This window comes from Blautia sp. JLR.GB0024 (assembly GCF_037000545.1).
GTDB classification, from domain to species: domain Bacteria; phylum Bacillota; class Clostridia; order Lachnospirales; family Lachnospiraceae; genus Blautia; species Blautia celeris.
The window spans coordinates 16428-30156 of record NZ_JBANBF010000017.1 but is presented as its reverse complement, the minus strand read 5'-3'; the positions used below and the strand labels follow the sequence as shown (position 1 = coordinate 30156).

The following is a 13729-nucleotide window of genomic DNA, read 5'->3' as shown; positions in this document are numbered from 1 at the left end:
GCTTAAGGCGGTGGGAAAGGCGGCATCAAACAGGAGGGTATTATGTTTTTGACAGACAGGAAATTACAGAGACGAATGGATGAAGTGAAGAAATACAGATACCGCGGTGTGACTCCTATAGGAGAATTCCTAATGTGCGAGGATGAACAGAAGCTGGTAAATCCCAGGGTTCCCGTAAACTTTGACGGCTGGGGAAGGATTGCCGGGGGTGAGTGCTGGGCCGGCAGGGACCGCTATCTGTGGATGCACAGGGATATCCGGATCCCAGCAGAGTGGGCCGGCAGACGGGCAGTGGGTATCTTTGATTTCGGAAATACAGGTGCGGGAAACAACAGTGGTTTTGAGTCCATGTGCTATCTGGATGAGGAACCCTTCCAGGGTGTTGACGTGAACCATCAGGAGGTATTTTTCCCGGAGGAATGTTATGGAAAGGACACAAGCCTGACTTTCCGCCTCTGGTCAGGGCTGGAGGGCGGCGGTGTGCCCGCGGTGCAGGAGCATCAGATCAAAAGGGCAGATCTGGCCTGGCTGGATGAAGAGGCAGACGACTTTTACTATCTGGGAACCATGGTGCTTGAGACCATTGAGAACCTGGAGGAAAACAATCCCATCCGCTATGATCTGAGAAACGCACTGGATGAAGCGTGTCACTGCATTGACTGGGCATATCCGGGAAGTGATGAATTCTATGAATCCCTTCATCAGGCGGATCAGGTGCTGAATGAGAAGATTGACAAGATGGATAAGCATTCCCTGGTAAATGTCTACTGTGTAGGCCATACCCACATTGACATGGCATGGCTGTGGCGGCTGAAGCACACTCATGAGAAAGCATCCCGTTCCTTCTCCACAGTGCTCCGCATGATGGAAATGTTTCCGGAATACATTTTCCTGCAGACGCAGCCCCAGATTTATGAGTATATCAAAGAGGATTTCCCTGAAATCTATGAGAAGATCAAGGAGCGCGTCAGAGAGGGACGCTGGGAAGCGGACGGCGCCATGTGGGTGGAGGCAGACTGCAACCTGACAAGCGGAGAATCCCTGACACGCCAGATATTGATCGGGAGCAAATTCATCAAGGATGAGTTCGGAAAAGATGTGGAATACCTTTGGCTGCCGGATGTGTTCGGCTACTCCTGGGCACTTCCCCAGATCCTGAAAAAATCCGGCATTGATATGTTCATGACCACAAAGATAAGCTGGAACCAGTTTAACCGTATGCCTCACGACACCTTCAAATGGAAGGGCATTGACGGCAGCGAAGTGCTGACCCATTTCATCACCACACCGGAACCCTGGAATGAACCGGGCTCCTGGTTCTACACCTACAACGGCAAGCTTATGCCAAAGACTGTAAAAGGCGTGTGGGATGCCTACAGTGAGAAGGAGATGAACAAAGATCTGCTCATCGCCTATGGATTCGGAGACGGCGGCGGGGGTGTGAACCGTGACATGCTGGAACAGAGACGGAGACTGGACAGGATTCCGGGACTGCCTCATGTGAAAACATCCACAGCAGGGGAGTATTTCAGAAAACTGAAGGAGACAGTAAAGGACACAGACCAGTATGTAAATACCTGGGACGGGGAACTGTATCTGGAATACCACAGGGGAACTTACACCAGCCAGGGCTACAACAAACGCATGAACAGGAAAATGGAGCTTTTGTACCGCAGAGCTGAGTGGATGACCGTTATGCAGGGTCTCATGGCAGGAAGCCTGGAAAAAGCAGAACAGGAAAGCCTCACAAAGGGCTGGAAGCTGATCCTGACCAACCAGTTCCATGACATCATACCCGGCTCCTCCATCCATGAGGTATATGAGGACTGCCATAAAGATTACGCTGCCATTGAAGAAATCGCAGTTCAGGTGGAGGAGGATTTCACGGAGAACACAGCCCTGCCGGAGGAAAACACCTGGACCGTATGGAATGCTTCTGCCTGGACGAAGGATGAGCTGATATCCATCCCCTGCACAGAGAACGGATACTTTACAGATGATAAGGGGTGTGTGCTTCCTGTACAGAAAGGGGAAAATGCCGTGTATGTAAAGGCAGAGCAGGTGCCGGCCATGGGGCATAAGGTCATCTTCTTCCATCCCCAGGCACAGGGAAAAGAGGAGCAGAACAGCTTCGTGATCCGGGGAAGGGAGATCGAGACACCTTATTATCTGATTTCCCTGAATGATTACGGTCAGATGACCCGGCTCTATGACAAGACCTTCGGCCGTGAGGTCCTGGCAGAAGGGGAGCGGGGAAATGTGCTGCAGATGTTCGAGGATAAGCCTCTTGACAACGACGCGTGGGACATTGATATTTACTACCAGCAGAAAATGAGGGAGATCACAGAGCTGACGGCCTTTGAAGTGACGGAGTGCGGTCCGCTGAAACTGACCATCCACATGGAATGGAAATATATGAGATCCTTCATTTCCCAGGATATGAGCCTGTACCGGGATTCCCGAAGGATCGACTTTCGGACAGATGTGGATTTCCATGAAAGACAGCAGTTATTAAAGGCTGCTTTCCCGGTGGATATCCGCTCCACCTATGCAACCTATGATGTACAGTACGGCAATGTGAGGCGCCCAAACCACTGGAACACAAGCTGGGATCAGGCCAGATTTGAGAGCGTTGCCCATCGTTTTGCTGACCTCTCCGAGAGAAATTACGGCGTCAGCCTTTTGAATGACTGCAAATACGGACATGACATCAAGGATAATGTGATCCGCATTTCCCTTCTGCGCTCCGGTCTGCAGCCGGACCATCTGCAGGACCAGGGTATGCACACCTTTACCTATGCCCTTCTGCCACACGGCGGGGATTTTGTGGAGGGACGTACCGTGCAGGAGGCATGTACGCTCAATGACCCCATGAAAGCGGCTGCCGGAAGGACGAAGGCAGACTTTGAGAGTTTTGTCACCTTTGACAATGAACAGGTGGAAGTGGACGCAGTGAAAAAGTCCGAGGACGGAAAGTATATTGTTCTGCGCTTCCATGAGTTTGCGGGAAGTTCCCAGAACGTGACGGTGACACCGGGATTTGGTTATTCCTGCTGGATGGAGGGGGATTTGAGGGAACGCCCGCTCACAAAGGCAAGGCCGGCAGGGGAGATGAAGCTTCATCTGCATCCCTATGAGATCAAGACGATCCTGATCGAGCTGTAAGAATAATGGTAATGATCCGGTCAGGCCTGTGCATTTATGGCGCAGACCGTACCTGAGAGCGGCTGCAGACCGGCAGCTTGGGAAGAGGAGGAGAAAATGTTTAGTGAAGTGTTCCAGATGGATAAGATATTGGGATTTTGTGAAAAGCTGTGGTATGTGATTGGAGCGAACCTTTTGTTTCTGCTCTCCAACCTTCCGGCGCTCCTGTTTTTCCTCTTTGTGGGAGCCTCCCAGGTGCGCACCTGCCTGCCATTCTTCCTGCTGTGCATGGTTCCTGCGGGGCCGGCGCTCTCCGCCCTGTTTTACACCATGAACCGCCTGCTCTCCAAAACGGAGACCGGGGTATGGAGAGACTACAGGAAGGCATACAGGGATGACTGGGGACAGAAATATCTGCTGGCGGCAGGCCATATGTTCCTGATCCTGGTATTTGAGATAAATATAGAGTTTTTTGCGGTACAGATTCCGGTCTTTCCTCTTATGATCCTTTTTGTGATATTATTCGCAGCCGCCCTGGCGGTGACACCGAATCTGTACCTGCTGGCCTCCCGGTACCGGATGAAGAACCGGGATATTGTTAAGACCTCCCTGATCCTTCTTGTCACCAGGCCTGTCAGCACTCTGGGGAGCATTGTCTCCCTGGGAGTCATCCTGATGCTGTTTGAGCTGAAAGCAGGGACAGCAGTATTATTTATGGGAAGCCTGTACGGATTCCTCATAGCATTTATGAACCGGAAGGTTCTGCATTCACTGGAAGAGAGTTAACCACAGGACGTTACTGTTCACTCCGTGCCCAATAACACGCTTCACGATGCACAGATATGGAGCATTCCGCTCCATATCGCGCTGGCTGCCTCGGGATTTTCATGCCTTTGGCCTGAAAACACCTCGCGGGACAGTGGAGTGTGAACAGTAACCACAGGACTCTCTTTTTGTGCTGTCAGCATATCCTCAGCATGCACAGACAGGCGGAGATATGGTATACTTACAGGCAGGAGGGAATATATGGAAAACAAAAGCCCGGGACATTTATTTCAGAAATTATTTTTCAGTTATTCCGCAGTTCTGATACTGATCGTAGGAGTGCTGATCTTATATTCGGTTTCCTCCAGCAGAACCCGCATGCTGGAGACAAATCAGGATTATGCAGGCAAGCTGTGCGGGGAGGCGGTTCTGGAGGTGAGCCGTGTAAGCTCGGACGCGGATTATCTGCACAGAGCGATTTACCAGAACAGTTCTGAGCTGGAGGACCTGCTCAATTACTTCCGGTATGACACGGAGGAATATCTCAAACGTCATCTGGACACGTACGCGTCCTCCAACACACTGGACAACAAGGATATTTACAGTTATGTGGAAAATGCGTATTCCGCGTATCCGGATATCAAAGAGATAGAATTCATCAGCTATACCAATAACAAGACAACGGTTTTTTACTCCGAAAATGATATCCGTGTAAATCATGAAGGCAGGGAACGGAGAAAGGAGATTCTGGACGGCGGGCTTGCCATGCCCGGTTCCTACTCCTTTCAGAAAGAAATCAGGGACCCTCTCAGCATGAGGATGGAGGGGTGTATTGTCTTTACATTTGATACAGGGTCCATGAAAAAGATTCAGGAAAAGTATCCCATGGCAGAGGTGTATCTCTATCACAAGAACGGAAACCAGGTATTTCCGGGGGCGGACTCTCTGCTTCTGGAGGATTTCCAGCAAAAGGACGCAGATAAAAAACTCGGGTCCTACATACAGCTTCAAAGTGTGGAAGATTATATTGTGGCAGCCAGGCTTGACAAGCACACTGCAGCCTCCGTTCCGGCAGTCCATATTTTTGCCATACTGGGAATCGGGGCTGTCCTTGTCATTACAGGTGAGATCTTGATCAGCAGTTATCTGAAACGCCTTACAAAACGGCTTGACGGTATTCTGCAGGGCATGGACCAGGTGCAGACGGGAAACTTAAAGGTACAGCTTCCGGAACATGAGCACGGGGATGAGCTGGACATGATCGCCCACCATTTTAACCGCATGTGCCGGGAACTGGAATCCTACATCCAGAAAAGCTATCTGGCAGAGATTGAACAGCAGAATGCGGAGATGCAGGCACTGCAGAGTCAGATCAACCCTCATTTTCTGTACAATACACTGGAAGCCATCCGCATGAAGGCCATCTGCAACGGGGACCGGGAAGTGGGGAAAATGCTCTACAGCCTGGCCGTCACTTTCCGCAGTCAGCTAAAGGAGGCGGATGTGATAACTCTTATGCAGGAGCTGCACTACTGTAAGAAATATCTGGAATTGTTTGAATACCGGTACCAGGGAAAATTCCGTTCCAGTGTGGAGTGCGGACCGGAACTGTCCAACATTCCGGTTATCAAGTTTATCCTGCAGCCCATTATTGAGAATTATTTTATCCATGGAATCCGGATGGAGGAGAGCGACAATGAGATTCGGATCTATGCCAGGTGCGTGGAGGAGGACCTCTATATCCATGTAGAAGACAATGGAAGGGGAATGCCCGGAAAAGACATGGAGAGTAAGAACCGTGAACTCAGAAACAATGAGATGGATACAAGAAAATCCATTGGCGTGACGAATGTGAACCGCAGGCTGCGGGCTGCTTATGGGGATACATGCGGTGTGTTTTTAGAGGCCGGCAGGCCCCGGGGCATGCATGTGATATTGAAATTGAAGGTCAGGGAGAGGGAAACAGATGAAGAAAGTAATGCTGGTGGAGGATGAGGAGCTGATTCTCCAGGGGATAAGGAACATCATAGACTGGGAGGCGCTGGGACTTGAGGTGGTGCATATGGCCCACAATGGTAAGGAGGCACTGTCCCTCTGGGAGAAGGAGCCTGTGGATCTGGTGGTGACAGATGTGGAGATGCCCGTGATGAACGGCCTGAACCTGTTAAGGGAGATCAGGGGCAGGGATGAGAGGGTGCGGTTTGTCATTCTCACCGGATACGATGAATTTGAATATGCCAGAAAAGCCATTCCCCTTGACGTGGAGGATTACATATTAAAGCCCATTGACGAGGAACAGCTTGAGGCAGTGGCAAAAAAGGCGCTTCTGAAACTCCGGGAGATGGACCGGGACAATGCAAAGGACATGGAGGACCGTATCGGATGGCAGAAGTTTCTGGAGGGAGGAAGCAGTGAGGAGGAGCAGAAAACATTTCTCTCCCTGTTTCCAAGGGTAAAGAAGGCGGAGCTGCTGTCAGCGGCAGTTATGAAGATTGACAGCAGAAGCATGCGGAAAGGGGATATGTCGGAACTGCTTTCCATTCTGCAGGAGGAAGCGTGCAGAGTGATCCATCTGGGTACAGATACCCTGCTTTTGATAGACAGTTTTCAGACAGATTATACCTGGAACGGAGGGGAAGGGGAGACTGCCGGGAAGATACGTGGTGAGATCCACAGCCGTTTCTCCTGTCTGCAGAACCGCCTGGAAAGTGAGCTGGGCATTTTTACATTTATCAGTATCGGCCCTTCCTTTACGGATTATGAAAAGCTTCCGGATGCATACCGGGAGGCCATGCGGATGCAGAAGTACAGGATGCTGGACGGATACGGAAGCTGTGTGGATGACAACCATATCAGGAACCGGGAATCAAAGGATGTGGCCATTGATGAGACGCAGCTCCGCAAAATGATACTGCAGAAGGACAGGGACGGGGCGATCAATTACATCGAGGATCTGTTCATCAACAATATCCGCAAGGACACGGATGTGAATAACCTGTACCAGACTGCCCTGAAGATCGCCATGCTGCTGTGGGATATCAAGGGGGAATATAAGCTGGAAGAGAAGAATATGCAGGATCTGTCCGATATGGTGGAGGGGATTTACGGCGCTGAGGATATTTTCGGACTGAAGGCTATGTTCATCTCGGAGATTTCGGAGATCATCACATATCTGCACACAGAGAATTCCGCATACACGCCTGTGGTAAAGCAGATCATGGCAGAGGTGCAGAAGAATTACAGGGAGGAGCTGAGTCTGAAGACACTGGCGTATAAATACCACATGAACGCCTCGTATCTGGGCCAGATCTTCCAGAAGGAAGTGGGGTGCTCCTTCACCCAGTATCTGAGCAATATCAAGAACGGGATCGCCAAAGACCTGATACTGAATACGAACCGCAGGATCAACGATATCGCCCAGGAGGTAGGATATACGGATACCAGCTACTTTTACCGGAAGTTCAAGCAGTGCTACGGGGTGTCCCCGGCTTCCTTACGAGAGATGAAAAAATATTAGGGACCTGTAACGTTTTCGCGCAGAGATTTTACAATGCAGACTATAAGGGCAGCGGCTGTGACCAGTATCCAGCTTGTAACAGTGGCGCCCCACCCCAGATGGTCCACCATGACCCCAATGGAAAAGGTGGAAACCGCGGTGCCGAGATAGGCCACAGAGTTCAGAAAGCCGGATACTGTGGAGACCCGGCCCTGCTTTTCGTAGTTCAGGGGCAGCAGATTGACAAATAAGGTGTTGACTGCCATCATGGAGGCGGTGATGAGCGCGAACAGGATCACGGTCAGGACGATGGACAGGCTGCCTGCCAGACGGATTCCGGCCAGCGCGGCAGAGGCCAGCAGGAAAAAGGGAACGGCAGCCTTCATGGCCCGTCTGCCTGTGCGGCGGTATACATACTGTGCGGCATAGGCACCGGTGAGATTTACAATGGGCAGAACGGTGGTCACCAGCACAGAGAGAGACGGAGAGGTCAGAAAGGTTTTGCTGATAAAGGTCGGCACCCAGGTGGCTACTCCGTCTTTCAGCATTCCGTGGATCAGTACCGGAAATACTACGGCCAGCAGGCCGGAGCTGAAGAGAAGAGAGGAGATAGGAACAGCCTTTGATGTGTCTTGCGGTTTAAGGCCCGAGACATCCGGGGCCGCGGTATCTTCCTTCCTGCAGCTCTGGCTGTAACGCTCAATACGGCCGAAACCCAGGGACCAGACAGCAGCCATGACGCCCAGGCAGAGGGCTGCCGCACCGAACACGGCTTTCCAGCCTGCCAGCCACATGACGGCCGCTGCCAGGAGATAGGCGCCCAGAGTCCCGGCCACCTGTGAGGACACAATGTGGATACAATATCGTACCTTCTGCATTTCCTGCAGCATTTCCGCAAAAATACGGATGATGGGAGGCCAGATCATGGACTGGGCGTATCCGTTGATGCCCCAGACCAGGGACATGAGGAAGAAGGAATCCACAAATCCCATGATGAGATTAGCGGCAGCGGCGGCGGCGAGACCGGTAAATATCATATGTCCGGGATGGAACCGGTCTCCCAACAGGCCGTTGCACATCTGCCCAATGCCGTAGGCAAAGAAATATACCATACTGATAAACCCTGCCTGGGACCCGGCAAGCACCTGCTCCTCGATCATGGCTGTCATGGCGGAAGAGAAATTCAGCCGTCCGATATAGGAGGTAAAGTAGGCCAGCCAGCACAGGAGGAACAGATAGAATGCCATTTTACTGCTTTCAAGCTTGTGAAATCTTTTCATGAGAGATACCCCTTTTTTTCTTTTTTCGTTCTTCAATATACACCAGAACGGAAAAAGGAGAAATGGATATATCACCATTTTAAAGTAGATATTTCTACATGGGTTTACCGGATCGGCATTGCTGCCGGTACTGAAGGGGTGTGACCCCGGTTGTCTTTTTAAAGACCCGGAAAAAATACTGGCTGTCCTCATAGCCCACGCTTTCCGCGATCTCAATCACGCTCAGGCCGGTATCTTTCAGATACTCCCTGGCCTTTTCCATGCGAACCTCTGTGATATAGTTTACCGCGGAACGGTTCAGCTCCTTTTTGAAGACAGAGGAGAAGTAGTTTGGACTCATGTTGTAGAGTTCCGCCAGGCCGTTTATGGACAGATTTTCGTTGTAATGCTTTTTTATATACTGAGTGGCAAGCTGTATCTTGTCCTTGGAACTGGCATCCTGCATTCCCCGTTTGCTGATGCAGTCCGTGATAATATCCGAGATATAGCGGTGGATCCTTTCCGGGAGGCAGAGTTCATCCAGGATCCGGAAATTGTGGAGAAGGTCCTCCACACCGATGTACTTGCGTATCTCCGGCTCATAGTATTTCAGGAGGAGATTCAGGATGCGCACCCAGAGGATGCGGATGTAGGAGACGCCGCAGCTCTGGAGCATTTCCTCTGAGAATAACTGGGACAGAAGCTTGAGGATACCGTTGACATTGCCCTGGATCAGGTACTGTTCCAGAAAGTACAGTTCTGAGGCGGGAAAGGACTTCCCGGAGAAGACGGTGTTGTCCTCATAAAAATAGAGATTGCCGTCACCGTAGATGGTCCGCTGGCGAAGGGCGGATTCCGCCTCCCCCAGGATTCCCGCAAAGAGTCTGCCGGTCTGGCTGCTGGTGCCCATAGTCAGGTATATGCCCATCTTCTTCTCCAGAACAGCCCGCATCTCCAGGAAGAACTGTTCCACCTCCCGGCGGAGCATGGATTCCTCACTGCCGCTGCTCTCAAAGACGGCATACATCTGACGTCGGTGGATGATACTGTTCACCAGAAGGACCTTGCTGGGTGAGCTGATTTCGTCAAATACATTCTTGACGGCAAAGCGGATCAGCTCCGTGTCGTCTTTACAGAAGTTGTTCTCACAGCTTTTCTCCTCAATGTTGACAATGCCCAGGAGAAGGCGGTTTCCGGGAGCGGAGGAGATCTTATGGTAGAATGCGGGATATTTGCCTTTTCCGAATTTCTCGTCTTCAGGCTCATGGAGGAGAGCATTGACCTCCTTTTCCAGGGTGTACGCAGTGTTCTCCTCCTCCAGCTTCTTCCTGGAGGTGATGTCCCGGCGTATTCTCGTGTCCAGTTCTACCTGTGTGAGCAGTTTGTCCATACCCTCTTTCAGGTCCTGGTTTGACAGAGGTTTCAGCAGATAAGCACTGGCGCCCAGAGTTAAGGCGGTTTTGGCATATTCAAATTCGGCGTAACCGCTTAACACCATGAAGCGCAGATGAGGGGAGAGTTTCTTGGCCTCCCGGATGAAGACCAGACCGTCCATATCAGGCATCCGGATGTCTGTGATGACAATGGATATGGAATTTTCTCTCACTGCCTCCAGTGCCTCTGTTCCCGTCTCCGCTTCCAGAATCTCACCAAATGCAAACCCCAGATAATTAAGACGTGCGATCAGGCCTTTTCTTATAAGCTCCTCGTCATCTGCTATCAGCAGGTTCCTTTTCATCTGTTTTTTCTCCTTTCCGAATGAGCGGCAGGCGCAGATCAAACTGACTGCCGTAGTGAAGGGTACTCTTTATGGTGATTCCGTACTGGTCTCCGCAGGCGAGCTTGATCCTCTGGTTGACATTGCGGATACCAATGCTGAGTCCGGTATGGGTAAGATCGTCAGCCACATTTATGGAGCGGTTCAGCTCCTCCACTTTCTGGATATCCATGCCGATGCCGTCATCCTCCACACGTATCATCAGACTGTCCTTCTCCTCCCAGGCGGAGAGTTCCAGGGTGCCCGTGGTGGTCTGTTTTACCAGGCCGTGAAGAATGGCATTTTCAACGATGGGCTGCAGGATGAAGCGGAGCGTCATGGCATTGTCTGTATCCACGGAGATGTTGTAGAACACTTCAAAACGGTTTCCGTACCGTTTTTTTATGATAAAGATATAATTCTGCACGTGGCCCAGCTCCTGTGCCACTGTTACAAATTCCCCGTAATTCTTCCCAAGGTTGTAGCGGAAGATCTCCCCCAGCCTCTGGCAGATATCGCAGATGTCAAATACCTGTTTTACAGCAGCCATGGAGCTGATGGTCTCCAGAGTGTTGTAGAGAAAGTGGGGGTTGATCTGGAGCTGCAGATTTTTCAGCTGTGCCTCCTTGTTTTCCAGTTCGCGGATATAGTTTTTCTGGATCAGGGCATCCAGTTTGCCCAGCATATGGGAAAACTGGCGGTCCAGCTCTGCCACCTCATCGTTGCCGGATATAGGTCCGTAGATGTTCAGATCACCGGTCTCCGCTTTGTGGAATTTTTGTACCAGACACCCGATCCTGACTGAAAAGTTACGGCTGTAGAGCCAGGACCAGAACAGGATGAGCAGGATAACGCAGAGCATGATGGGCAGGATCATCTGTCTGACTGCCTGCTGTTTGACCGTGAGCTGATGATTGTCGAACAGAAGCAGGACATGCAGGGCGCATTTTTCCAGATTCTCGTGCTTGATGGTAAAGCCGTCAACCGGTTCTGAGGATTCCCCGGCCGCAAGCCATGCGTCCAGCAGGAAATTCTTTTGGGGCGCTGAGGAATAGAGGATTTTGCTGTCATCGCCGTAGACAATGACCTCATAGGAGGAATCCCCCTCATTGGCTGTGTCTGCGGGCTTGAAGACCAGATCCATGTACAGGTCCAGTTTCAGAAAGCCGAGCTGTTCTTTTTCATAATTGTGGATATTGACATTTTCAATGTTTTTGACAAAGGAGAGAACAGGAACATTGCCGGCGCTGGAGATATAGCTGAAGCTGTTTTCCCTGATCGCGCGCTCCTGCAGAAACCATTCCTCGTGTCCGGCCTCCTTGACCATGGAAGCCCGTTTTCCGTATACGGGATACTCATCAATATCAGAGTAGAGCATACAGTTGCGGATCTCTCTTTGACGGTCCAGCAGCAGGGATTTTGTCACCTCACTGCTGATCTGTTCCCCTTTGATGTAAGGACTTTCTGTCTTGTCCACCAGGGTTTCCAGAATCACGGTGTTGTCGGCAATGACATCCAGGCTGTATTGGTACTGGGTCAGCTTTTCGTCAATGTTTTTTATATATTGTGAGGTCATCTGCCGGTAGGATTCGGAAAGCTCTGTCTTGACCATATTCTCCAGCTTATAGAACAGAAAAAAGGTGATGGACAGGGTGGGGATCAGGCTGATCAAAAGTGTAAAGACGACAAGCTGCGTAAAAATGCGGTGCGAATAGATACCCTTCCATTTCATAACATCACATCCATGGCTGACGGCTCTGTCCTGTAAGATGCAGAACAGGCGCCACACAGACCAGGTTTTCTATCTCCGCAGTTTTATCATATAATTTCGGAATGACAGATTCCGCGCCCTTCAGTCTTTCTATGGGGAAAGCCTGGTCCGGGGCAGCCGTGTATGTATCTGAGGATGTTTTGAGTGTGATCAGAAACTGTGAGGAATCCTGCCGGGAAAAGCCGGGTTTCTTCGTGTCAGCCAGATGAAACGTAAGGGAGCGGCTGTCAGGGGCCACGGAGACTTCCAGGATGGGCCCTTTGGAAATGCAGGTCTTCTGGCTGCGGATGGCCTGTTCCAGTTCTGCTGCGGTATCTCCCCCGGGTTCCCCTTTCACAAAGGTGGCGAACTGGTTTCCCATCTCCCAGCGTCCGTGCAGATCCATACCGCAGGTCATGGCAATGGGCCAGCCCTTCAGCACCAGATCTTCCCAGAGCAGCAGCCCCTTTTCATTGACCTGGCGGAGTGGTTCGGGATTATTGAAGATTTCAATAAAATCCACGCAGCTATAGTCAGTAAGCTCCATCTCAAAACGGCATCCCCGGGCAAAGGGGTAGCCATAGGAATACGGATGGGCAATGCCTGCCAGAGCGTTTTTATCCCGGATGGCCTGAAACAAAAGTTCAGGGCGGCGGCGGTCAATGGTTTCCCAGGGAACATACTCCTTTAAGTTCAGACAGAGGATATGTCCGTAGTAGGTGGTGTATTCCATGCCGTAAATACACTGTATGCCGGAACTGTTCTCCAAGAGCAGCTTCTGCATCTTGGGATGGCCGGAGATGGTATTATGGTCTGTAAGGCCGAAGGCATCTACCTGATCTGCCTCCATCCATCGAAGCAGGTCCTCACACGTGAGGGAAGCGTCGGATTCTGTGGTGTGATTGTGTAATTCCAGTCGTTTGTACATGAAAACCTCCTTATCGGGCAGAGACCTGCAGTGTGTAGTGTGTGTCATCCATGAGGACATTGAAGACGAGTACGGTTACTTTCAGAACTCCTTCAAGATCCGTCTGAGGGATACAGCCCTCAGTGGCCGAGGAGGAGCAAAAGTGCATATGTCTGTTGGTGAGCTGGCGGTGGATGCAGCCTATGAAGCGGTCATTGAGCATTGCCAGTGTGTGTATCTCGGTCTTGGCACTGTCCATGATCTCCTTTACCGGGTCTGCGCCGGGAGGCAGTTCCAGGCCGTAATTGCTGCGGCAGTAGTCTGTCAGCTCACGGATCACGTCCTCTGTCACATCCTCGGCTGTGTACTTTTGCTTATCAAAAGAAAACTCGATATCCAGTTCTTCGTATTTCCGGTCCAGGCATACGGTATAGGATATCTGCCCGATAAAATCTTTGGACAGGGTCCCTCCAACTTTATAAAGTACTTTCATAGATGTCTCTCCTCCTGAAAAAAGTGTTAATAGAATTTGGGTAAATGATACTACATATAAAATGGGGATTCAATAGATTTGAGATTATCGTAGAATTGTCCATTATTTTTCTGAGAAATCTTCATTCTTTTTCCGAAAGAAAGTGCTTTATAATATGCC

Annotated in this window: 9 protein-coding genes; 4 read left to right on the top strand and 5 right to left on the bottom strand. The window is 50.8% G+C overall.

What is annotated here, in order from left to right; genetic code table 11:
* Positions 1–42 precede the first annotated feature (42 nt).
* From V8Q34_RS23805 to V8Q34_RS23790, 4 genes are all read left to right on the top strand, one after another.
* Positions 43–3165, top strand: a complete 3123-nt coding sequence (locus V8Q34_RS23805) for an alpha-mannosidase (RefSeq protein ID WP_148392867.1) — start codon at positions 43–45, stop codon at positions 3163–3165.
* A 96-nt stretch (positions 3166–3261) separates the two neighbouring features.
* Positions 3262–3930, top strand: a complete 669-nt coding sequence (locus V8Q34_RS23800; RefSeq protein ID WP_033139237.1) for a YesL family protein — start codon at positions 3262–3264, stop codon at positions 3928–3930.
* A gap of 240 nt (positions 3931–4170) precedes the next feature.
* Entirely contained in the window at positions 4171–5904 is a 1734-nt protein-coding gene (locus V8Q34_RS23795; protein WP_148392868.1) for a sensor histidine kinase, read from the top strand.
* Positions 5876–7426: a response regulator transcription factor gene (locus tag V8Q34_RS23790; protein ID WP_227211625.1), complete on the top strand. Its 1551-nt coding sequence runs from the start codon at positions 5876–5878 to the stop codon at positions 7424–7426. Before V8Q34_RS23795 ends, V8Q34_RS23790 begins: the two co-directional genes overlap by 29 nt.
* On the opposite strand, the gene V8Q34_RS23785 is transcribed toward V8Q34_RS23790, so the two are convergent.
* The 5 genes from V8Q34_RS23785 to V8Q34_RS23765 form a co-directional block, all read right to left on the bottom strand.
* A complete protein-coding gene (locus V8Q34_RS23785; RefSeq protein ID WP_335836455.1) occupies positions 7423–8685 on the bottom strand; it encodes an MFS transporter in 1263 nt (420 codons plus the stop codon). The genes V8Q34_RS23790 and V8Q34_RS23785 overlap by 4 nt on opposite strands.
* Positions 8686–8779: 94 nt before the next feature.
* Entirely contained in the window at positions 8780–10402 is a 1623-nt protein-coding gene (locus tag V8Q34_RS23780) for a helix-turn-helix domain-containing protein (RefSeq protein ID WP_256157879.1), read from the bottom strand.
* Entirely contained in the window at positions 10374–12152 is a 1779-nt protein-coding gene (locus V8Q34_RS23775; protein ID WP_335836454.1) for a sensor histidine kinase, read from the bottom strand. The genes V8Q34_RS23780 and V8Q34_RS23775 overlap by 29 nt, the downstream gene beginning before the upstream one ends.
* A 4-nt stretch (positions 12153–12156) precedes the next feature.
* Positions 12157–13098 (bottom strand): CehA/McbA family metallohydrolase, encoded by a 942-nt coding sequence (locus V8Q34_RS23770; protein ID WP_158587221.1) that lies wholly within the window; start codon positions 13096–13098, stop codon positions 12157–12159.
* A gap of 10 nt (positions 13099–13108) precedes the next feature.
* The gene (locus V8Q34_RS23765; RefSeq protein ID WP_244806452.1) at positions 13109–13570 is read right to left on the bottom strand and encodes a DUF6669 family protein; all 462 of its coding nucleotides are present in this window, start codon (positions 13568–13570) and stop codon (positions 13109–13111) included.
* Positions 13571–13729: the final 159 nt, after the last annotated feature.